This is a genomic window from Amycolatopsis vastitatis (assembly GCF_002234595.1).
GTDB lineage: Bacteria > Actinomycetota > Actinomycetes > Mycobacteriales > Pseudonocardiaceae > Amycolatopsis > Amycolatopsis vastitatis.
On record NZ_NMUL01000016.1, the window covers coordinates 250,504 to 271,686 of the forward strand.

The window sequence follows — 21,183 nt, forward strand, 5'->3', positions numbered from 1 at the left end:
GTAAGTCTTGAGTTCTGAAGGCACCATCGTCGGCGGCCGGTTCCGGCTGGACCAGCCGATCGGTCGCGGCCGCGCGGGCATCGTCTGGCTGGCGTTCGACACGCGGCTGTTCCGCACCGTCGCGATGAAGCGGATGTACCTGCCGGTCGGGGCCGGGGAGCGCGCCGAGCAGGCGCGCGCGGCCGCCATGCAGGAGGGCAAGGACGCGGCGCGCATCGAGCACCCGTCCGCGATCAAGGTCTTCGACGTGCTGCCGGACGGCCAGGACGTCTGGCTCGTGATGGAGTACATCCCGTCCCGCAGCATGGCGACCTTCCTCGCCGAGCACGGCAGGCTCACCCCCGACCAGGCGGCGCTGCTGGGCATCCAGCTCGGGAACGCGCTGGCCGCGATCCACGCGGCCGGGTTCGTGCACCGCACCCTCGAACCGGGCACGGTGCTCCTGGCCGACGACGGCGGCGTGAAGCTCACCGACATCGGGATCAGCGGCGGCGGCCCGAGCCCGGCGTACGTTGCGCCTGAGGTCGCGCGCGGGCTGCCTGGCACGCCGGCCGCGGACGTCTTCTCCCTCGGCGCGACGCTCTACACCTCGGTGGAGGGCGTGCCGCCGTTCGGGGACGACGGCCAGTCGTCCGAACGCCCGCCGCAGAACGCGGGTGTCCTCACCGAGGCGCTGCGCAAGATGCTGCGCGCGGACCCGACGACCCGGCCGACGATGGCGGACACCGTCCGCTCGCTGAAGGCGATCACCGAGGGCCGCGAAACGGCGTTCATCCCGCCGACCGCGCCCGGGATGCCACCGCCCCCACCTCCGCCGGCGCCGCCGTTCAACCCGGGGCTGGCTGCCGCGGGGCCGCCGCCGATGCCGCAGCAGGTTCCGCCGTCGGGTCCGCAGTTCCAGCAGCAGATCCCGGTCGCCCCGCCCGCGCCCGGCTACTCCTCGGCCGAGGAGACCCAGCGGATGCAGCCGGTTCAGCCCCAAGCAACTCCGCCGCACCAAGCGACGCAGTACGCGCCGCCGCCCGCCGCCCCGGCCCGGACGGCCGAGGCGTGGAACCTGCCGGTGTCGAAGAAGGCGCTGGTGACCGTGGCCGCGATCCTCGTCGCGGTGCTGGTCGGCATCCTCGTTTCGGAGCTGTTCTTCGTCTAGGCCACTTTGGCGGTCGCCGCGCGCATCGCCGCCAGCAGGGTGCGGACGGCCGGGTGGCTCGCGGCCCGCGAGGCGACCGCGGCGTGGATCACGCGGACCGGCTCCGGGTGGTGGATCCTGCGGACGACCACGCCGGGGTGCTGGGCGCCGAGCCCGAGTTCCGGGATCAGGCTGACCCCGAGGCCGGCGGCGACGAACCCCTGCGCCGTCTGGTAGTCCTCGGACTCCACGACGATGTTCGGCGCGAAGCCGGCCGACGCGCACGCGCCGTACAGGATCTCGCGGCAGATGCCGGGCTGGCCGTCGACGCCGACCCACGGCTCGTCGGCGAACTCCGTCAGGTCCAGCACGCGCTTGCGGGCCAGCGGGTGGGTCTTCGGCAGCACGGCCCGGTACGGGTCGTCGAGCAGGTGCACCAGCTCGACCCCCTTGGCGGGCGGGGTCTGGCGCGGGAAGACGGTGATCGCGACGTCGGCGTGGCCCGCCTCGACCTCCGCCATCGGGTCGTCGAGTTCGACGAGCTTGAGGTCGAGGTGCACGCCGGGGTGCTCGCGGCGGACCGCGGCGATGGCGGGCGGGACCAGGGACGCGCCGGCGGTCGCGAAGTAGCGGATGGAGACGCGGCCGATGCGGCCTTCCTTGAGCTCGGTGAGCGCCGCTTCGGCCCGGGCGAGCTCGGTGCTCAGCGTCTCGGCGTGTTCGGACAGCAGCGCGCCCGCGGGCGTCGGCCGCACCCCTCGCCCGACGCGTTCGAGCAGCTCGGTGCCGGCCTCGCGTTCCAGCGCGGACAGCTGCTGGCTGATCGCGGACGGCGTGTAGCCCAGGTTGCGGGCCGCGGCGGTGATCGACCCGCTGGTGATCACGGCGCGGAGGACCTGCATGCGGCGGACGTCGAGCATGCCCCGATCGTACAGCTCAGCTTAAGTGTTCCTGCAGTTAATTTCGCTTGTCCTTACGACAGCTCCGCGTGAAGCTGACGCTGATCGGCGAAGGAGGACTGGGTGGGCGAAACGAAGACCCTGCTGAGGATCGGTGCGCTGGCGCTCATGTGGGGCTCGAGCTTCTTCTGGATCAAGCTGGGGCTGGGGATGTTCTCGCCGGTGCAGCTGGTGCTGGCGCGGCTCGTGCTCGGCGCGGCCACGCTGCTCCTGCTGTGCCGGCTGCACCGGGCGCGGCTGCCGCGCGGCCGGCGGATGTGGGGCCACCTGGCCGTCGCGGCGTTCTTCCACAACGCGCTGCCGTTCCTGCTGTTCGCCATCGGTGAGACGACCGTCGACTCGGGGATCACCGGCGTGCTCAACTCGACGACGCCGCTGTGGGTGCTCCTGGCCGCACCGCTGATGGGGACGTCGTCGCGGATGACCGGCACCCGGTTGGCGGGGTTGCTCGCCGGGCTGGGCGGAATTCTGCTGATCTTCGCGCCGTGGCAGGCGTCGGGCCTGCTCAGCTGGGGCGCGCTGGCCTGCCTGGCCGCGGCCGCGAGCTACGGCTTCGCGTTCGTCTACGAGGGCAAGTACCTGTCGGACCCTTCGTTGTCGCCGTACGCGACTTCGGCCGGGCAGATGCTGCTGGCCAGCGGGTTCCTCGTGCTGGCGCTGCCCGCGGGTGGGTTCACGCCGGTGCACGTTTCGGCGGGACCCGTGCTCGCGATGCTGGTGCTCGGCATCGGGTCGACGGGTATCGCGTTCGCGCTGAACTACCAGCTGCTGGCGAGCGAAGGCGCGGTCGCCGCGTCCGTCGTCGGCTACCTGCTGCCGGTGGTTTCGGTGCTGCTGGGCGCGGTGTTCCTGGGCGAGCAGCTCAACCTGCGGGTGATCGCGGGCATGGTGGTCGTCCTGGGCGGCGTCGCGCTGACGCGGATCCAGAAGCCCGTCACGGCGCCGGTGCCGGTGCTGGCGGAAGAGCGCGTCTAGACGAGGCGGCGGTCGGAGGCCCAGCGGGAGAGCTCGTAGCGGTTCGACAGCTGGGTCTTCCGCAGCACGCTCGACACGTGCGTCTCGACCGTCTTCACCGAGATGAACAGCTCCGACGCGATCTCCTTGTACGCGTAGCCGCGAGCCAGCAGCCGCAGGACGTCACGCTCGCGCGGGGTCAGCAGGTCCAGCTCGGGGTCGTTGATCGGGGCCGAGCCCGGGCGGTCGGCGAAGGCGTCCAGCACGAACCCGGCCAGCCGCGGCGAGAACACCGCGTCGCCGTCCGCGACCCGGACCACCGCGCGGACCAGCTCCTTCGACGAGATCGTCTTCGTGACGTACCCGCGCGCGCCGGCGCGGATGACCGCGATGACGTCCTCGGCCGCGTCGGAGACCGACAGGGCCAGGAAGACGACGTCCGGCAGCTCCGGGCGGATGCGACGCAGCACCTCGGCACCGCCGCCGTCGGGCATGTGCACGTCGAGCAGCACGACCTGCGGCTTCGTCCGGGCGATCCCGGCGACCGCCTCGGCGACCGAACCGGCCTCGCCGACCACGCGGACCTCGTCGGTGATCGAGTCGAGCTCGGTGCGCACCCCCGCGCGGAACAACGCGTGGTCGTCGACGAGGAACACCTTGACCGGTTCACGCTGGTTGTCCGTCACGTCGTCGAGCATAGCCGCCTCACGCCGCCCCCTTGCCCGCTTTCACCGGCATGGCGAGCTGCACCTCGGTGCCCTCCCCCGGCGCGGTCCGGACCTTGCAAGTGCCGCCGTGGCGGGTCATCCGGCCGCGGATCGAGTCGGCGAGCCCGTGGCGGTCGTCCGGGACGAGGTCGGGCTCGAAGCCCTTGCCGCGGTCGCGCACGAACACCGTGACCGACGTCGGCTCGACCTCGGCGTAGACGCTGACCTCGTCGACACCGGCGTGCTTCGCGGCGTTGACGATCGCCTCCCGGGCGGCCTGGACGAGCGCCACCAGCGACTCGTCCAGCTCGGCGTCGCCGACGACGACCTGGCCGACGGAGATCGCGAAGGTGTCCTCGACCTCGCCGCACGCCGTCGCGAGTGCCTCGGACAGCTGCCCGGTGGCTTCCTCGACCTTCTCGGCCGGCTTGCCGTAGCCGTTCGGGCCGTAGAGCCAGCCACGCAGCTCGCGCTCCTGGCTGCGGGCCAGCCGGGCGACCTCGCGCGGCGACTCGCTCTGCTTCTGGATGAGCGCGAGGGTCTGCAGCACGGAGTCGTGCAGGTGGGCGGCGATCTCGGCGCGTTCGTCGGTGCGGATGCGGGCCTTGCGCTCGTCGGAGAGGTCCCGGACCAGCCGCAGCCAGAACGGCACGGTCAGCACGGCGACGCCGATCAGGGTGGCGATGACGGCGATCAGCGCGAACTGGACCTGGTCGAGGCTGCCGCTGCGGAGCACGACGACGCCGATGCCGGTGATCACCAGCGCGACGCCGGCGACGATCCGGATGGCGGCCGACCAGCCGCCCCCGCCGAGGAACGCCCCGGCGAAACCGTCCTTCGCGCCGACCCTCCAGCGGCGGCGCTGCGACTCGTCGGCCTCCCGCCAGACGACCGCGGCACCGATCATGGCGATGGCGAGCGGCACGGCGACCCAGCCGCTGATGAACCCGGTCAGCGTCCCGCTGGCGACGGCGAGACCGACACCGAGCGCGACCAGGCCGAACGCCTGCTGCCGTTCCTTCGGCGTCGGGGCGTCCGCGGCCTCTTCGGACTGCTGCTGGACGAAGACCCAGAGGAGGCCGTAGGCGAGCAGCCCGGCGCCGTTGAGCGCGGCCAGCAGCGCGAAGGCCGTCCGCACCCAGACGACCGGCACCCCGAGGTGATCGGCGAGGCCACCGGCGACACCGGCGATCGCCCGCCCGGACCGGCGCCGGAACATCTTCGGCGGCGACGACGGGTCCGTGGTGGTGGCCGGGGCCACCTGCTCGGCGGTGACGTGGTCGAGGGACTCCTGCACGCCGTCCATGGTCACACGCGGCGGCATGGGGTTCCATCGGGGAAACCCCTGATCCGGTGGGAAACCGCGGCCGGCACGACTACGCCCCGCACGACCGCGAGCAGCCGTGGTGCCGCACGGGCAAGTTGACATCCTGGTCTGCGACCCACGCGCTCAGCGGATCCGGCGGTGCTCTCGGCGGACTCGACGCGGCGATGCTCGAACCGGCCCGCGCCGGGTGACTTCGCGCTGTGTCCAAGGGTCCCGGGCCCCGACGTCCTCTCCGGGAAACCTCAGGGACCATCCCGGATGTCGCGCCGCGGCCGGTGCCGCATGCTTTTCCCCATGAGTGGTGCGAGCGAGTCACGGGCTCCGAAGCCGAGCCCGTTGAACGGCTTCGAGGAGACCGTGAAGGACTTCTGGGCCAGCCGGCCGCGGCGGCCGCACGCCGGGCGGAAGCTGGCCGGCGTCGCCGCGGCGATCGGGTACCGGTACGGGATCGATCCCGTCGTCGTGCGGATCGCGCTGGTGGTGACCACGGTCTTCGGTGGCTTCGGGGCGCCCTTCTACCTGCTGGGGTGGCTGTTCCTGCCGGGCGAGAGCGACGAGGTGTCCGGCTTCGAAGGCCTGATCGGGCGCGGCCGGTCGTCGGTTTCGCCCGCCTTCGCCGTCGTGCTGCTGGTGCTCACCGTCATCAGCGTCGGGGGCTCCTTCACGGGCTCGTGGTTCGACGGCGGCGGTCTCATCAGCTTCGCGCTCATCGCCGCCGCGCTCTACCTGCTGCACCGCAGCCGCGGCCACGAGAACCGCCCCGCGCCGGTCGCCGCGCGGACGTCCTACCCGGCCTTCACCGGAAACGGAGCCTTCACCATGACCGACACCGCCGAGGCGCCGTCGCCGGCACGGGGCTGGGATCCCCTCGCCGCCGACCCGGCCGGCTGGGACCTGCCCGAAGCGCCGCCCGTCCAGGAGCCGCGGCCCACGCCGCCGCCTCCGCCGTCGTACCGGGCGCCGCAGCGGCGCCGTCGGTCGAAGGTGGGCTCGGCGACGTTCGGGATCGCCGTGGTGACCGCCGGCGTCGGCGTGCTGCTGGCCCTCAACGGCGTCGGCTGGTTCTCCGCGCAGCACATCATCGGCCTGGTCCTCGGCGTGGTCGGGATCGGCCTGGTCACCGGCGCGTTCGCCGGCGGCGGGCGCGGGCTGATCGGGCTGGCGGTGCCCCTGGCGATCGCCGGGATGGTGCTGACGACGGCGCCGTTCCAGGACCTCGACTTCCACGGCGACGTCGGCGAACTCAGCGACACCCCGCACACGGTGGCCGACGTGAAGCCGCTCTACCAGCACGCGGCGGGCACCATCGACCTCGACCTGAGCGAGCTGCCCGCCGGAGCGCCGTACTCGACGACGGTGAACAACGGCGCGGGCAACACCACGGTCACCGTGCCCGAGACGGCGGACGTCACCTTCGACTGCCACACGGGAGCGGGCAGGACGTCTTGTTTCAACCGGTCCACCAGCGGCGTCAGCCAGGAAGCGCTGACCGGGACGGACAACGGCACCGACGGCGTCGGCGGCCAGAAGATCACCCTGCACGTGGCGAACAGCATGGGCAACGTGGAGGTGCGGCGTGGCTGACCAGAACCCTTACGCCTACGACAACGCGACGGAAACCCAGCCCGCCAAGCACGGCGTGGACGTCTTCACGCTGATCATCGGAGTCGCGACGCTGCTGGTGTCGGCCTACGTCCTCTCGGACGGCGCGAGCTGGCTCCCGCAGTTCGACTTCCGCTGGGTGGTCGCCGGCGGCGCGGTGTTCGTGGGGCTGCTGCTCCTCGGCGCGTCGTTCGGCAAGCGCCGCCGCTGAAAAGCACTCGAGGCCCCGGATCCCACGCCGGGGCCTCGAGTCCTGTCTGTGTCCTCTTCGGGGGGGATCACTCCCACTCGATGGTGCCCGGCGGCTTGGACGTGACGTCCAGGACCACCCGGTTGACCTCCGGCACCTCGTTGGTGATCCGGGTCGAGATCCGCTCCAGGACGTCGTAGGGCAGGCGCGTCCAGTCCGCGGTCATCGCGTCCTCCGACGACACCGGCCGCAGCACCACCGGGTGCCCGTACGTCCGGCCGTCGCCCTGGACGCCGACGCTGCGGACGTCGGCCAGCAGCACCACCGGGCACTGCCAGATGTCGCGGTCCAGCCCGGCCGCGGTCAGCTCCTCGCGGGCGATCAGGTCGGCCGCCCGCAACGTGTCGAGACGCTGCTGGTCGACCGCGCCGATGATGCGGATGCCCAGGCCGGGGCCGGGGAACGGCTGGCGCTGCACGATCGTCTCGGGCAGCCCCAGCTCCAGGCCGACCCGGCGGACCTCGTCCTTGAACAGCAGCCGCAGCGGCTCGACCAGCTCGAACTGCAGGTCGTCCGGCAGGCCGCCGACGTTGTGGTGGCTCTTGATGTTGGCCGTGCCCTCGCCACCGCCGGACTCGACGACGTCCGGGTACAGCGTGCCCTGGACCAGGAACTTGTAGTCGCCCTGGGCCTTCAGGTCGCGCTCGGCCTGCTCGAAGACGCGGATGAACTCGCGGCCGATGATCTTGCGCTTCTGCTCCGGGTCGGTGACGCCGGCCAGCGCGTCGAGGAAGCGTTTCCGCGCGTCGATGGTCACGAGGTTGACCCCGGTGGCGGAGACGAAGTCCTGCTCGACCTGGGTGCGCTCGCCCGCGCGCAGCAGGCCGTGGTCGACGAACACGCAGGTCAGCCGGTCGCCGATGGCGCGCTGCACCAGCGCGGCCGCGACGGCGGAGTCGACACCGCCGGAGAGGCCGCAGATCGCGCGGCCGTCGCCGATCTGGTCGCTGATCCGCCGGACCTGCTCCTCGACGATCGACGACGTCGTCCACTGCGGCTCGATGCCGGCGATGTCGCGCAGGAACCGGCGCAGCACCTCCTGGCCGTGCGGCGAGTGCGCGACCTCCGGGTGGTACTGGACGCCGGCGAAGCGGCGCTGGACGTCCTCGAAACCGGCCACCAGGGCGCCGTCCGACGACGCGGTGACGACCGAGCCCTCCGGCGCCTTGGTGACGCTGTCGTTGTGGCTCATCCAGGCGGGCTGGTGCGCGGGCAGGCCGGCGTGCAGGACACCGCCGTCACCGGTGACGCGGACCTCGGTGCGGCCGAACTCGCGGGCGCCGGTGGGTTCGACGACGCCGCCGAGCGCGCTGGCCAGGAGCTGGTGGCCGTAGCAGATGCCGAAGATCGGGACGCCGGCTTCGGTGAGCTTCGGGTCCATGCCCGGCGCGCCTTCGGCGTACACGCTCGAAGGGCCGCCGGAAAGGATGATCGCCGCGGGGTTCTTCGCGAGGATCTCTTCGGTGGACGCGCTGTGCGGGACGACCTCCGAGTAGATCTGTGCCTCGCGGACGCGCCGGGCGATCAGCTGCGCGTACTGCGCCCCGAAGTCCACGACGAGAACCGGACCGGTGGGACTGGGCACCTGGCGACCTCCTGCGACGGTGGGATAGGCCTCCATCGTCCCAGGTGGGCCGGGCCACCCGGGATTCAGGGCCGGTGCTGTCCTCGATCCGGCCTACGGTGCGCGGTATGGCTGTGAACTGGACGAAGGAACTGACCGATCAGCTCGACTTCCACTGGCGGGTGCACACGCGCCCGAAGCTCGAGGGACTCACCGACGACGAGTACTTCTGGGAGCCGGTCGCGGGCTGCTGGACCGTGCGCCCGCGCAAGTCGGACGACGAACCCGGGACGGGCCCGTTCACCATCGACTTCGCGTTCCCGGAGCCGACGCCGCCGCCGGTGACGACGATCGCCTGGCGGCTCGGCCACATCCTGGTCGGGGTGCTGGGCATGCGGACGGCTTCGCACTTCGGCGGCCCGCCGATGACCTACGACGACTACCCGTACCCCGGGACGGCCGCCGAGGCGCTGTCTCTCCTCGACGAGCACTACGTCCGCTGGATCGAGGGTGTCCGGTCACTCGACGACGACGGCCTCGCCCGGGCGTGCGGCCCCGCCGAGGGCCCGTACGCGAAGGAGTCGATGGCGACGCTGGTGCTGCACATCAGCCGGGAGATGATCCACCACTGCGCCGAAGTCCTACTGCTGCGCGACCTCTACCGGAGCCGGTAGCAGCAGGAAGCCCAGGGCCAGGCCGAGCAGCGCCGGAAGGCCGTGGTTGTCGTGCGCGAGCGTGCCGGCCACGGCCAGGACCGGCACCGCGAAGGCCATGATCCGGAACCGCACCGGCAGCTCCACGCCGTAGCGGCGCGAAGCCACCATGGCCACGGCCGTCAGCGCGCCCAGCAGACCGGCGACGCACATCGAGTTGCCCGCGCCGACCGGGTTGAGCCAGACATAGCTCACGAACTGGCCGAACAGGCCGCAGCCGAAGTAGAGCAGCAGCCAGCGGGCCCGGCCGAACACGCGCTCGGCGAACGCGCCCACCACGGCCAGGGTGAGCAGGTTGAACACCAGGCCCATGGCCCGGCCGTCCTGGAAGAACATGCCCGTGACCAGCCGGTACCACTCCCCCGCCTCGATGCGCGCCGCATCGCGGTTCATGGCGTCGTACAGCGGCGGGTGCACCAGCTGCGCGACGCCGCACGCCAGCGTCACCGCGAACACCACCGCGGTCAGCACGGGACGACCGGGCCCGGTGGCGATCCGGTCGAAGAACGCCACGAACGGGTTGCGGGCTGCGGCTGGTGTCGTCATGACCGAAAATCTAGGGGCGCCGAGGCCGCCGGACCCCCGCCGTTTGTCACGAGAACCACAAGCAGGAATGCCATTCCCTCGCCGCCGGTCTTACTTAGGGAAGCTAACGAAAGGACTTGCATGCGAGCGACAGTCATCTACGGCGCCGGCGACGTGCGGGTGGAGACCGTCCCCGACCCGAAGCTGGTCGAGCCGGCCGACGTCATCCTGCGGGTCGTCCGGTCCTGCATCTGCGGCAGTGACCTCTGGCCGTACGCCGACATGGCACCGAGCGAACACGGCCGCCGCATCGGGCACGAGTTCCTCGGGATCGTCGAGGAGACCGGCGCGGACGTCGTCACCGTCAAGAAGGGCGACCTCGTCATCGCGCCCTTCGTCTACTCCGACAACACCTGCCAGTTCTGCCGCGAAGGCCTCCAGACGTCGTGCCTGCACGGCGGGTTCTGGGGTGCGAAGGGCGTCGACGGCGGCCAGGGCGAAGCCGTGCGCGTGCCGCAGGCCGACGGCACGCTGGTCAAGGTGCCGCACACCGAGGACGACGCGCTGCTCGCGTCGCTGCTGACGCTGTCGGACGTCTTCCCGACCGGCCACCACGCCGCGACGAAGGCGCGCGTGCGCGAGGGCCAGAACGTCACCGTGATCGGCGACGGCGCCGTCGGTCTCTCCGCCGTGCTCGCGGCGAAGCGGCTGGGCGCCGCGCGGATCGTCCTCATGGGACGCCACCAGGCGCGGACCGACCTCGGCCGCGAGTTCGGCGCCACCGACGTCGTCGCCGAACGCGGCGAAGAGGGCATCGCGAAGGTCCGCGAGCTGACGAACGGGGAAGGCACGCACGCCGTCCTCGAGTGTGTCGGCACGAAACCCGCCTTCGAGATGGCCGTCGGGGTCGTGCGCGCGGGCGGCGCGGTCAGCCGCGTCGGCGTTCCGCAGTACGAAGAGGGCCCGATCGGCCCGGCGCTGTTCCGGCGCAACATCACCGTCACCGGCGGCGTCGCCCCGGCCCGGCACTACATCCCGGAGCTGCTGCCGGACGTCCTCGACGGCAAGTACCAGCCCGGCAAGGTCTTCGACCGGACCATCGACGTCGAAGCCGTGCCGGACGGCTACCGCGCGATGGCGGACCGCGAAGCGCTGAAGGTGCTCATCAAGCCGTGACCCGTCCGGGTGGGGGTACGACACCGCGTGCCCCCACCCGGATTACGTTGGTACGCATGGACATGATCACCCCCGAGCCGCGGCCCGCCTGGATCGCCGGCCGCGCCGAGCCGGGCGCCACCACCCTCGTCGTGCACCACCCGTACGACGGCAGCGAGGTCGCCACGGTCGCCGTGCCCGGGCCGGAGCAGGTCGAACGCGCGGTCGCCGCCGCGGCGGCCGTCGCCAAGGAGTTCCGGCGCACTCCCGCGCACGTCCGCGCGGGGGCGCTCGAGCACGTCTCGCGAGGGCTCGCCGCGCGCGCCGAGGAGATCGCCGAGGTGATCACCGCCGAGAACGGCAAGCCGCTCAAATGGGCGGAAGCCGAGGTGAAGCGGGCGGTGTCGGTGTTCCGCATCGCCGCCGAGGAGGCCCGCCGCTTCACCGGCGACGTCCAACGCCTCGACACCGACCCCGCGGGCGAGGCGCGGCTGGCGCTCACCCGCCGCGTCCCGCGCGGGCCGGTGCTGGGCATCGCGCCGTTCAACTTCCCGCTCAACCTGGTGGCACACAAGGTCGCGCCGTCGCTGGCGATCGGCGCGCCGATCATCGTGAAACCCGCGCCGCGGACGCCGTTGTCGGCGTTGGTCCTCGGCGAAATCCTGGCCGAGACGGACCTGCCGGACGGCGCGTTTTCCGTGCTGCCGCTGGGAAACGAAGAAACCCAGGCCCTCGTCGCCGACCCGAGGCTGCCCGTCGTGTCGTTCACCGGCTCCGGCCCGGTCGGCTGGTCGCTCAAGGACGCCGCCCCGCGCAAGCACGTCGTCCTGGAGCTCGGCGGCAACGCGGCGGCCGTCGTGCTGCGCGACTGGCCCGACCCCGAAGGCGCCGCGCACCGGATCGCCACCTTCGGCAACTACCAGGCCGGCCAGTCCTGCATCGCGGTGCAGCGGGTGATCGTCGACGCCGCCGTGGCCGAGGAGTTCGTGCCCGCCCTGCTGGAAGCCGTCGAGGCGCAGCGGACCGGCGACCCGTACGACCGCAACACCGACGTCGGCCCGGTGGTCGACGAAGCCGCCGCCGAGCGGATCGTCGCGTGGATCGACGAGGCCGTCTCGGCGGGCGCGAAGCTGCTCACCGGCGGGACCCGCGAGGGCGCGACCGTCGCCCCGACCCTGCTCACCGACGTCCCGCCGGACACCAAGGCCTGGAACGAGGAGATCTTCGGCCCGGTGCTCGCGGTGTCCGTTGTGGACGGAGTGGACGAGGCCTTCCGCTCGGTCAACGAATCCGCGTACGGGCTGCAGGCCGGCGTCTTCACCACCGACGTCCAGCTGGCGTTCCACGCGTCGGCCGAACTGGAGGTCGGCGGCGTGATCATCGGTGACGTCCCGTCCTACCGCGCCGACCAGATGCCCTACGGCGGCGTCAAGGGCTCCGGCGTCGGCCGCGAAGGCGTCCTGGCCGCGATGCACGACCTGACGGAGGAACGCGTCACGGTCTTCACCGGCATCGATCTCTAACTGACGACGCCCTGCCCGAACCGGAAGACGTTGAAGGGGTCGTACTTCTTCGCGACGTCCTGAAGCCGCTTCGCGTTGTCGCCGTAGTAGGCGGTCTTCCAGTCGGGCAGGGCCGGGTCGATGTAGTTGACGTACCCGCCGCCCGCGCCGGCCGCGGCGAGGCCCGCGACGACGTCGGCGACCGACTGGGCCGCCTTGTCCCGGTCCTTCGCCGTCGCCTCGGTGTAGACCTGCACGCTCGCCAGCGCGTCGCGGTGCCAGAACGCCGTCGCGTCCTTCGCCAGCTCGCCGACCTTGCCGCCGAGGCCGTCGATCAGCAGGTCGGTGCCGGTGCGGCCGTCGGCCAGCGCGACGACTTTCTCCGCGTCGACCGGGGTCGTGATGATCCGCGACGACCCCACGAACCCCTGCCGGTCCGAACCGCCCTCGAAGAACTTCATGGCGCCGAGGAAGTCGAGGCTGCGCACGGTGCGCTGCGACGGCCGCGCACCCGAGTTCGTGATCAGGTTGTTGAGCAGCGTGTTCAGCCCGGCGGTCCCGCCGACGTAGCACCCGCTCACGCGGCACTGCACCGGCGACCCGCCCGAGAGCACCAGGTTGGCCCACAGCTCCCGCGGCATCGCGGCGATCCACTGCTGCCACGCGGTGAGCACGCCGGCCGCGGCCCCGGCCGGGAAGCGCAGCGTGAACACCGTCAGGTCCGGCGCCGGATCGGTGTCGAAGGTGAACTCGGTGACGATGCCGAAGTTGCCGCCGCCCCCGCCGCGCAGCGCCCAGTACAGGTCCGGCTCGGAGTCCGCGGACGCGGTGAGCAGCCGGCCGTCGGCCGTGACGACCTTCGCGGAGCTCAGGTGGTCGCAGGTCAGGCCGTAGTTGCGGGCGAGCACGCCGATGCCGCCGCCCAGGGTCAGCCCGGCGATCCCGACCGTCGGGCAGGACCCGGCGGGCAACGCGCGCCCGGCTCGCCCGAGCGCGGCGTAGACGTCCTTCAGCTTCGCGCCGGCGCCGATCACGGCCTTGCCGCCCTCGACCTCGATCTTGTTCAGCGCGGCGAGGTCGATGACCAGGCCGCCCTGCGGCACCGAGTAGCCGGCGTAGCTGTGGCCGCCGCTGCGGGCGGCGAGGGTCACGCGCCCAGCGGCGGCCCGGACGCAGGCCTGGACGTCCTGGACGGAGGCCGCCGTCGCGACGGCCACGGGGTTGTTGGCGTCGAAGAGCGGGTTGAACGCGAGCTTGGCGATGTCGTAGCCGTCGGTGCCCGGGCGCAGCAGGTTGCCGGTCAGCTGGCCGCGCAGGTCATCCCAGTTCGGCGGCCCGGTGGGCAGCCGGCTGGTGGGCGGGGCAGACAGCGTCGGCGCGGTCGGGCCGGTCGACGCGACGGGGGCCGACGGGCCGTCCGGCGCGCACGCGGCGACGACGGCACCGGCCGCCGAAACGCCCGCGAGCCGCAGGAACGTCCGCCTGTCCACATCCACATGGTGGTGGACGTGCGGCCGTTCGGCGGGTTGCTCGGCCACGGCTCAGCCCCACCTGCTCATGCTGTCCACATCGGACTCCTCGTACCGGGGACGCCCAGTCTAGAGCGGACGCGGGACGCGCGCGCCTCACGACCAGGCGGGGAGCCTCGGCACGTCGCCGTCGAGGGCCGAGCCGTCGGACCGTCCGCTGAGCCAGGCCAGCAGCTCCCCGCAGGAGCCCGTCACCGTCGCGCCCGGGGCGGCGCCCATCGTCCACTCGAACTCCCCGGCGACCAGGCGGAGTGCCGGGAGGTGCGCGCTCCGGGACGTGACGGCGTGCTGGACGACGTCCTCGGCGAGCGGGCCGAGCAGCCCGAGCACGCGGTCGAGGTCGTAGCCGAGGTCGAGGTCGGCGAGGTGGATGGCCAGCTCGGACAGCCGCATCCGCGCCACGACGGCCCCGGTGACCGGCGCGCCCCGCCGGTTGCGGGCCTCCCGCGCCCAGGCGTCGTCCGGCATGGCTTCGGCGTACTCGGCGAACCGCGCGGCCGACGCGACGACGTCGGCGAGGAGGTCGGCGGCCGGGTGCCGCGCGCCGGCGTCGATGTCGGCGTCGCGGGCCTCCTCACTGCGGTACATCGGGGTCTCGACGCCGGTGTTCGCCCAGATCAGCAGGTTGCGCAGGCCGTCGGCGTTGCGAGCGACGTGCGCCAGGACGTGCGCGCGCGACCAGCCGGGCAACGCACTGGGGGCGCGCAGCTCGGGTTCGCCGAGGCCACCGACCGCCCGCGCCCATTCGTCGTCGAGCTTCCTGATCCCGTCGAGGAGCGCGTGCGCCTTCTCCGATGCCGTCACGGTCCCGAGTCTAGGACCGCCGCAGCGCGGCGGGAGCCCCCGCGGGAACGGCCGGGTTCTTCGGCGCCACCGGCTCCACGCGGGCGTACGGCGCGTCCTGCGCCGGCCGCGGGTCCGCCTCCCCCTTGTTCGGCCAGAAGGAGAACGCGCGCTCGGCCTGGGCGGTGATGGTCAGCGACGGGTTCACGCCGAGGTTGGCGGTGATCGCCGCGCCGTCCACGACCGACAGCCCGGGGTAGCCGAACACGCGGTGGTACGGGTCGATGACGCCTTCGCCGTCGGTGGCGCCGATCGGGACGCCGCCGATGAAGTGCGCGGTCAGCGGGATGTCGAAGATCTCGCCCCAGGTGCCGCCGGCGATGCCGCCGATGTGCTCGGCAGCTCGGAAGTTCGCCTCGTGCCCGGCCCGGATGAAACTCGGGTTCGGCTCGCCGTGGCCCTGCTTCGACGTGTACTTGCGACGGCCGAAGAGGCCGCGCCGCGTGTACGTGGTGATCGAGTTGTCGAGGCTCTGCATCACCAGCAGGATCACCGTGCGCTCGCTCCAGCGGTAGCCGTTGAGCATCCGCGCCGACTGCAGCGGGTGCTTCAGCAGGAACCGCGCGAGCTGCTGCCAGCGTGGCACCGGCGAGGAGCCGTCGGTGGCGATGGTCTGCAGCAGGCTCATGGCGTTGCTGCCCTTGCCGTAGCGGACCGGCTCGATGTGGGTGTTCTCGTCCGGGTGGATCGACGAGGTGATCGCGACGCCGCGGCTGAAGTCGCGGCTCTCGTCGACCTCGGTGCGGGCGGCGCCGATGATGGCCTCGGAGTTGGTGCGCGTCAGCTCGCCGAGCCGGCGCGACAGCTTCGGCAGCCGTCCGGTGTCCTTCATCCGGTGCAGCAGGTTCTGGGTGCCCCAGGTCCCGGCGGCGAAGACGACCTTCTCGGCGGTGATGGTGGTCCGGAACCGCTTCGACGTCGTCCCGGTCTTCTTCAGACTGACCTCGTAGCCGCCGTCGACCGGCGTCACCGCGGTCACCGTGGTGAGCGGGATGACCTTCGCGCCGTCTTGCTCGGCGAGGTAGAGGTAGTTCTTGACCAGCGTGTTCTTCGCGCCGACGCGGCAGCCGGTCATGCAGGAGCCGCATTCGGTGCAGCCGGTGCGGTCGGGCCCGGCACCGCCGAAGTACGGGTCCTTCGCACGCTCGCCCGGCTTGCCGAAGTAGACGCCGACGGGCGTCGGGTGGAAGGAATCGGCGACCCCCATGTCCTTCGCGACGTCGCGCATCACGACGTCCGACGGGGTCACGGTCGGGTTCGTGACGACGCCGAGCATGCGGCTCGCCTGGTCGTAGTGCGGAGCGAGCTCGGACTCCCAGTCGGTGATGTGCGCCCACTGCCGGTCGGTGTAGAACGGCTTGAGCGGCCGGTACAGCGTGTTCGCGTAGACGAGCGAACCACCGCCGACCCCGGCGCCCGCCAACACCATGACGTCGTTGAGCATGTGGATGCGCTGGATGCCGTAGCAGCCGACCTGCGGCGCCCAGAGGTAGCGCTTGAGGTCCCACGACGTCTTCGCGAACTCGTCGTCGGCGAACCGGCGGCCCGCCTCGACGACGGCTACCCGGTAGCCCTTCTCGGTGAGGCGCAGCGCCGCGACGCTGCCGCCGAACCCCGACCCCACCACGACGACGTCGTAGTCGGGGCCACCCGCACTGGTGGTGTTACTGGCAGTCACACCTTGAGAGTAACTCCGGTGCCGCGTTCTGACCAGAGGTAAGTTACCCGCCAGTCACCCTTCCGGACTCTTCTCACCCGGTGATCGTGGGTATCAAACTGGATGCTCGATGTTCACGTCGGCGAGACCCGCCGGGCGGGACACGATCTCCGGGAGGGGACCACGATGGGCTCCCAGAAGCTGACCGGTTGGCGCAAGTCGAGCCACAGCCACTTCGAAGAGAACGCCTGCGTCGAGATCGGCGCCGGCCAGGGCGTGGTCGGAGTGCGGGACACCAAGCAACGCGCGCCCCGCTCCGTCCTCGTCTACTCCGCGGGCGCCTTCGCGGCGTTCCTCGCACACCTCACCGGCGAACGGTGAGCCCCACCCGCTGGAACTCCTTGAGGTCCGAGTAGCCCGTCTTCGCCATCGCCCGGCGCAACGCCCCGAAGAGGTTCACGACGCCTTCCGCGTCGGACGACGGCCCGAACAGCAGGGTCTTCAGGTCGACGGCGTAGTCCGGGCCGGCCGCCACGCGCGAGCGCGGCAGTGACGGGTGCGCGGCCGCCGCCGTCCAGTACAGGCCCTGGCCGGGCGCGTCGGACGCGGCGGCCAGCGGGGAACCGAGCATGACGGCGTCCGCGCCGCACGCGATGGCCTTGGCGATGTCGCCCGACACCGTCATGCCGCCGTCCGCGAGCACGTGGACGTACCGGCCGCCGGTCTCGTCGAGGTAGTCCCGGCGGGCGGCCGCGGCGTCGATGATCGCCGTGGCCATCGGGACGCCGATGCCGAGGACGCGGTCGGTGCTCGTCACGCCCGGCGTGTAGCCGTGGCCGACGATGACGCCCGCGGCGCCGGTGCGCATCAGGTGCATCGCGGTGCGGTAGTCGCTGACGCCGCCGGCGATCACCGGCACGTCGAGGCGGCCGATGAACTCCTTGAGGTTCAGCGGCTCGGCGTCGCGCTGCACGTGCTCGGCGGAGATGATCGTGCCCTGCACGACGAGGATCTCGACGCCGGCGGCGATGAGGTCCGGGGTCAGCTCGGCGGCGTGCTGCGGGCTGACCCGCGCGGCCACCGTGACGCCGGATTCGCGGACGGTCTTGATGGCCTCGGTCAGCAGGTCGAGCCGGATCGGCGCGGCGTGCAGCTCCTGCAGCACGCGGCCGACCGCGGTCGGGTCCTCCAGGTCCTCGGCCGCGCGGACCAGCTGGAAGATGGCGTCCTCGACGTTCGCGTGGCGCGCCCAGAGCCCTTCGGCGTTGAGCACGCCCAGCCCGCCGAGCTCGCCGACGGCGACCGCGGTGCCGGGCGAGACGATCGCGTCGGTCGGGTGCGTGACGAGCGGCAGGTCGAAGCGATAGGCGTCGATCTGCCACGAAGTGGACACCACCGAGGACGACCGGGTCCGTCGCGAGGGCACGATCTCGACGTCATCGAGGTCGTACGCCCGCCGCGCGGTGCGGCCCATCCCGATCTCGACCAGGTCCCGCACGTGAAGCCTCCTCCGACGACGACAATCTGCCGTGCCCCATTGTCGCTAGTCCGCGTGGGTGACCCGCGCACGGGGGTTAGAACAGCAGCCACACGGGCAGTGCGCCCACCGCCAGCCCGGCCGTCATGCTCAACGCGGCCGCACCGAGCCGTCCCGTGACCACGGCGATGGCCAGCCCCCACGCCAGCAGCATGGCCGCGTACAGCCCCACGATGACACCGAGGCCGACCGCCGAGTCCCCGGCCGGGATCCGGTGGCCGCCCGCCTCGACTGCTTGGACCGACCGCCCGACCTCGGAGATTTCCAGGCCGACCGGCAATCCCGGCTCCAGGTCGAGGCCGGCGTCGTGCGAGCTGACCTCGAAACGCTCGCCGGACGCCGTGCGGACAGCGAGGTCGTACAGGTGGCCGGCCTGGCTGTCCACGTGCTGGCCCCGCGTCTCGACAGTGGCTTCTTCCCGCTTGGCCGGTCCGCCGGCATCGAGGACCCCGTATGTCCCGAAGGCCAGCAAGGCCCCGGCGAGGGCCGCCAACACGGCGGGTCCGATCAGTTCCTTGGCCATGGCTACACCCTCACGAACACGGCGACCGGCGCCAGGAGCGCGCCCAGCGCGAGGGCCAGCCAGGTCGCCACCGGTGGATAGACGTTGAGCCGGACCGCGCCGAAGTAGACCGCGCCCAGTGCCAGCAGGCTGGCGACGATCAGCAGCACCGGCCGGATCACGCCGGCGCGCAGGTCGACGACGCCGCCGCCGGCCCGCAGGTACGCGATGCTCCCGTCCGCCGTCGACACGTCGAGTGCCACCGGCTGGCCGGGCGGCAGGTCCAGGCCGTCGTCCACCGCGGTGACGCGGTAGTGCCGGTCGTCGGCGTCGACCGCGATGGTGTGGCTCACCGCCTCCTCGTCGCCGCCGACCGGGAGGGCACCCCGCTCGTGGGATGTGACGTGCCCGTCGACGCGGTAGGTCGGCGCGTCCCGGCCGGCCAGCACCTGGCACATCAGGCAGACCACGCCACCGAGGGCCAGCGAGAGCAGGGCGACGGCCGCGAAGAACACCTTGCGCAGCACGCGTGTGAACCGGCCGACCGTCATGCCGTTCAGTGCACACTACGACCGCCACGCAAGGCGATAGGCCGATTACCGTAAGCACGCTAGGTCACGAAGACTCAGAAGGAGACCTTCTCCACGGAGTCCGAACGCAGTACCGACTCCTGGTGGAACTCTTTTTTGTAGTCGGCTCGGACCTCTTCGATCTCCCGTTCGGCGTCATGGTTCGCGAATGGGTAAAGCAGCACGATCACGTGCGTGTGCTCCCGCACGATCGCGCCGGTGCCGCCGCGCCACTGGCCGCTGCCGTCGAGCCGGGTGAAGCCGTCGGGGAAGGCCGGAGTGATCTCCCGCTCGGAGAAGGCGGCGAACTCCTTGTCGGTCACCTCGGTCCCGTCCGGCTTGCCGGTGCCGAAGAAGAGTTCGGTGCGCTTCCAGATCTCGCCTGGTGACGTCTGGGCCGGGGGCGCCGTGCCTGGAGACGCCGAGGCGGCCGAAGCCGCTACGCCGCCGCCGACTCCCAGTACCGCTGCCACGGCCACCGCGGCCGCCGTTCGTCGCGAAACCGTCATCCCGCTGATCCCTCCTCGATCGCTGGAAACCCAGTCTTGCGATCGAGGAGGGACGGCGGAATGTCCAGAAGGGCGAAATCAGCGGGTGGTGTAGTTCGGAGCCTCGACGGTCATGGTGATGTCGTGCGGGTGGCTCTCCTTGAGGCCGGCCGCGGTGATCCGGACCAGCTGCGCCTCCTGCAGCTGCGCGATCGTCTCCGCGCCCGCGTACCCCATTCCGGCGCGCAGGCCGCCGACCAGCTGGTGCACGACGTTCGCCAGGGGGCCGCGGAACGGGATGCGGCCCTCGATGCCCTCGGGGACCAGCTTGTCCTCGTTGAGCACGTCGTCCTGGGCGTAGCGGTCCTTCGAGTAGGACTTGCCCTGGCCGCGGGACTGCATGGCGCCCAGCGAGCCCATGCCGCGGTAGACCTTGAACTGCTTGCCGTTGACCAGGATCAGGTCGCCCGGCGACTCGGCGGTGCCCGCGAGGAGGCTGCCCAGCATCACCGTGGACGCGCCGGCCGCGATGGCCTTCGCGATGTCGCCGGAGTACTGGATGCCGCCGTCGCCGATCACCGGGATGCCCGCCGGGCGGGCCGCCTGGTCGGCCTCGAAGATGGCCGAGATCTGCGGGACGCCGACACCGGCCACGATCCGGGTGGTGCAGATCGAGCCCGGGCCGACGCCGACCTTGATGCCGTCCGCGCCCGCGTCGACCAGCGCCTGCGCGCCCGCCCGCGTCGCGACGTTGCCGCCGACGATGTCGACCGCGTCGCCCAGTTCCTTCTTCAGCAGCGCGACCGTGTCGACGACCGCGCGGGAGTGCCCGTGCGCGGTGTCGACCATCAGCACATCGACGCCGGCTTCGGCGAGCGTCATCGCGCGCTGGTGGCCGTCCGGGCCGACACCGACCGCGGCGCCGACGATGAGCCGGCCGTCCGGGTCCTTCGTCGCCTTCGGGTACTGCTCGGTCTTCACGAAGTCCTTGACCGTGATCAGCCCGCGGAGCTTGCCCGCGCCGTCGACGATCGGCAGCTTCTCGATCTTGTGCCGGCGCAGCAGGCCGAGCGCCGCGTCCGCCGACACCCCGACCTGCGCGGTGATCAGCGGCGCCTTCGTCATGACCTCGGACACCGGGCGGCTGTGGTCCACCTCGAACCGCATGTCGCGGTTGGTGATGATGCCCACCAGCGTTCCGGCCGCGTCGGTCACCGGCACGCCGGAGATGCGGAACTTCGCGCACAGCGCGTCGACCTCGGCCAGCGTCGCGTCCGGCGAACACGTCACCGGGTCGGTGACCATGCCGGCCTCGGACCGCTTGACGACCTCGACCGCGGCGGCCTGCTCGTCGATCGGCAGGTTGCGCTGGAGCACGCCGATGCCGCCCTGGCGGGCCATGGCGATCGCCATCCGCGCCTCGGTGACGGTGTCCATCGCCGCGGACACCAGCGGGACGCCGAGGGTGATGTTCCGGGTCAGCCGGGAGCTCGTGTCGACGGCACTCGGAACGACGTCCGATTCGGCCGGCAGCAGCAGCACGTCGTCGAATGTCAGGCCGAGCATGGCGAACTTGGCCGGAACGGGGGCGGTGGTGCCGTCGCTGGTCATGCGGGTGAAGGGCCTTCCTGGCGCGGGATGAGCGAGGTCGCTGTATCAATTCGAGATCGG

Annotated in this window: 21 protein-coding genes; 8 read left to right on the plus strand and 13 right to left on the minus strand. The window is 71.9% G+C overall.

Translation table 11 applies throughout. The features are described from left to right. Positions 1-7 precede the first annotated feature (7 nt). On the plus strand, positions 8-1,150 hold the full coding sequence (locus CF165_RS19300; RefSeq protein WP_093948923.1) for a serine/threonine-protein kinase: 1,143 nt from the start codon (positions 8-10) through the stop codon (positions 1,148-1,150). On the opposite strand, the gene CF165_RS19305 is transcribed toward CF165_RS19300, so the two are convergent. Further along, positions 1,147-2,049: a LysR family transcriptional regulator gene (locus tag CF165_RS19305; RefSeq protein WP_093948924.1), complete on the minus strand. Its 903-nt coding sequence runs from the start codon at positions 2,047-2,049 to the stop codon at positions 1,147-1,149. The two genes, CF165_RS19300 and CF165_RS19305, sit on opposite strands and share 4 nt — an antisense overlap. Positions 2,050-2,151: 102 nt before the next feature. Here CF165_RS19305 and CF165_RS19310 point away from each other — a divergent pair, with 102 nt between their 5' ends. Then, positions 2,152-3,063, plus strand: a complete 912-nt coding sequence (locus CF165_RS19310) for a DMT family transporter (RefSeq protein ID WP_093948925.1) — start codon at positions 2,152-2,154, stop codon at positions 3,061-3,063. Here CF165_RS19310 and CF165_RS19315 read toward each other — a convergent pair. Beyond that, positions 3,060-3,728 (minus strand): response regulator, encoded by a 669-nt coding sequence (locus CF165_RS19315; protein WP_500676264.1) that lies wholly within the window; start codon positions 3,726-3,728, stop codon positions 3,060-3,062. The genes CF165_RS19310 and CF165_RS19315 overlap by 4 nt on opposite strands. 19 nt (positions 3,729-3,747) lie before the next feature. Further along, a complete protein-coding gene (locus CF165_RS19320) occupies positions 3,748-5,073 on the minus strand; it encodes a PspC domain-containing protein (protein WP_439098510.1) in 1,326 nt (441 codons plus the stop codon). Positions 5,074-5,370: 297 nt separating this feature from the next. On the opposite strand from CF165_RS19320, the gene CF165_RS19325 reads away from it, so the two are divergent. Both CF165_RS19325 and CF165_RS19330 read left to right on the plus strand, forming a co-directional pair. Beyond that, positions 5,371-6,660 carry a PspC domain-containing protein gene (locus CF165_RS19325; RefSeq protein ID WP_093948927.1) on the plus strand — a complete coding sequence of 430 codons (1,290 nt, stop codon included), beginning with the start codon at positions 5,371-5,373 and terminating at the stop codon, positions 6,658-6,660. Continuing rightward, a complete protein-coding gene (locus CF165_RS19330; protein WP_093948928.1) occupies positions 6,653-6,889 on the plus strand; it encodes a hypothetical protein in 237 nt (78 codons plus the stop codon). The genes CF165_RS19325 and CF165_RS19330 overlap by 8 nt, the downstream gene beginning before the upstream one ends. Positions 6,890-6,956: 67 nt before the next feature. Here the strand turns inward: CF165_RS19330 and guaA are convergent, their stop codons facing one another. After that, positions 6,957-8,513, minus strand: coding sequence for a glutamine-hydrolyzing GMP synthase (gene guaA, locus CF165_RS19335; RefSeq protein ID WP_093948929.1), 1,557 nt, complete (start codon positions 8,511-8,513; stop codon positions 6,957-6,959). A gap of 107 nt (positions 8,514-8,620) precedes the next feature. On the opposite strand from guaA, the gene CF165_RS19340 reads away from it, so the two are divergent. After that, positions 8,621-9,166 carry a DinB family protein gene (locus tag CF165_RS19340; RefSeq protein WP_093948930.1) on the plus strand — a complete coding sequence of 182 codons (546 nt, stop codon included), beginning with the start codon at positions 8,621-8,623 and terminating at the stop codon, positions 9,164-9,166. On the opposite strand, the gene CF165_RS19345 is transcribed toward CF165_RS19340, so the two are convergent. Then, positions 9,134-9,751 (minus strand): rhomboid family intramembrane serine protease, encoded by a 618-nt coding sequence (locus CF165_RS19345; RefSeq protein ID WP_093948931.1) that lies wholly within the window; start codon positions 9,749-9,751, stop codon positions 9,134-9,136. The genes CF165_RS19340 and CF165_RS19345 overlap by 33 nt on opposite strands. Positions 9,752-9,871: 120 nt before the next feature. On the opposite strand from CF165_RS19345, the gene CF165_RS19350 reads away from it, so the two are divergent. Both CF165_RS19350 and CF165_RS19355 read left to right on the plus strand, forming a co-directional pair. After that, entirely contained in the window at positions 9,872-10,906 is a 1,035-nt protein-coding gene (locus tag CF165_RS19350; protein WP_093948932.1) for a zinc-binding dehydrogenase, read from the plus strand. A 56-nt stretch (positions 10,907-10,962) separates the two neighbouring features. Continuing rightward, positions 10,963-12,408: an aldehyde dehydrogenase family protein gene (locus CF165_RS19355; protein ID WP_093948933.1), complete on the plus strand. Its 1,446-nt coding sequence runs from the start codon at positions 10,963-10,965 to the stop codon at positions 12,406-12,408. Here the strand turns inward: CF165_RS19355 and CF165_RS19360 are convergent. The 3 genes from CF165_RS19360 to CF165_RS19370 form a co-directional block, all read right to left on the minus strand. Next, entirely contained in the window at positions 12,405-13,925 is a 1,521-nt protein-coding gene (locus tag CF165_RS19360) for an FAD-binding oxidoreductase (protein WP_240521665.1), read from the minus strand. The two genes, CF165_RS19355 and CF165_RS19360, sit on opposite strands and share 4 nt — an antisense overlap. 87 nt (positions 13,926-14,012) lie before the next feature. Next, a complete protein-coding gene (locus CF165_RS19365; protein ID WP_093948934.1) occupies positions 14,013-14,720 on the minus strand; it encodes a maleylpyruvate isomerase N-terminal domain-containing protein in 708 nt (235 codons plus the stop codon). Between the two features lie 10 nt (positions 14,721-14,730). Then, on the minus strand, positions 14,731-16,437 hold the full coding sequence (locus CF165_RS19370; protein WP_093948935.1) for a GMC family oxidoreductase: 1,707 nt from the start codon (positions 16,435-16,437) through the stop codon (positions 14,731-14,733). A 165-nt stretch (positions 16,438-16,602) separates the two neighbouring features. On the opposite strand from CF165_RS19370, the gene CF165_RS19375 reads away from it, so the two are divergent. Then, positions 16,603-16,797: a DUF397 domain-containing protein gene (locus CF165_RS19375; RefSeq protein WP_093948936.1), complete on the plus strand. Its 195-nt coding sequence runs from the start codon at positions 16,603-16,605 to the stop codon at positions 16,795-16,797. Here CF165_RS19375 and CF165_RS19380 read toward each other — a convergent pair. From CF165_RS19380 to guaB, 5 genes are all read right to left on the minus strand, one after another. Next, positions 16,781-17,914, minus strand: coding sequence for a GuaB3 family IMP dehydrogenase-related protein (locus tag CF165_RS19380; RefSeq protein ID WP_013222686.1), 1,134 nt, complete (start codon positions 17,912-17,914; stop codon positions 16,781-16,783). The genes CF165_RS19375 and CF165_RS19380 overlap by 17 nt on opposite strands. Positions 17,915-17,990: 76 nt before the next feature. Further along, positions 17,991-18,476, minus strand: coding sequence for a hypothetical protein (locus CF165_RS19385; RefSeq protein WP_093948937.1), 486 nt, complete (start codon positions 18,474-18,476; stop codon positions 17,991-17,993). Positions 18,477-18,478: 2 nt separating this feature from the next. Beyond that, positions 18,479-19,006 (minus strand): hypothetical protein, encoded by a 528-nt coding sequence (locus CF165_RS19390; RefSeq protein WP_093948938.1) that lies wholly within the window; start codon positions 19,004-19,006, stop codon positions 18,479-18,481. Between the two features lie 74 nt (positions 19,007-19,080). Continuing rightward, positions 19,081-19,533 (minus strand): DUF3574 domain-containing protein, encoded by a 453-nt coding sequence (locus CF165_RS19395; protein WP_093948939.1) that lies wholly within the window; start codon positions 19,531-19,533, stop codon positions 19,081-19,083. A gap of 78 nt (positions 19,534-19,611) precedes the next feature. Further along, the gene (gene guaB, locus CF165_RS19400) at positions 19,612-21,123 is read right to left on the minus strand and encodes an IMP dehydrogenase (protein WP_093948940.1); all 1,512 of its coding nucleotides are present in this window, start codon (positions 21,121-21,123) and stop codon (positions 19,612-19,614) included. Positions 21,124-21,183: the final 60 nt, after the last annotated feature.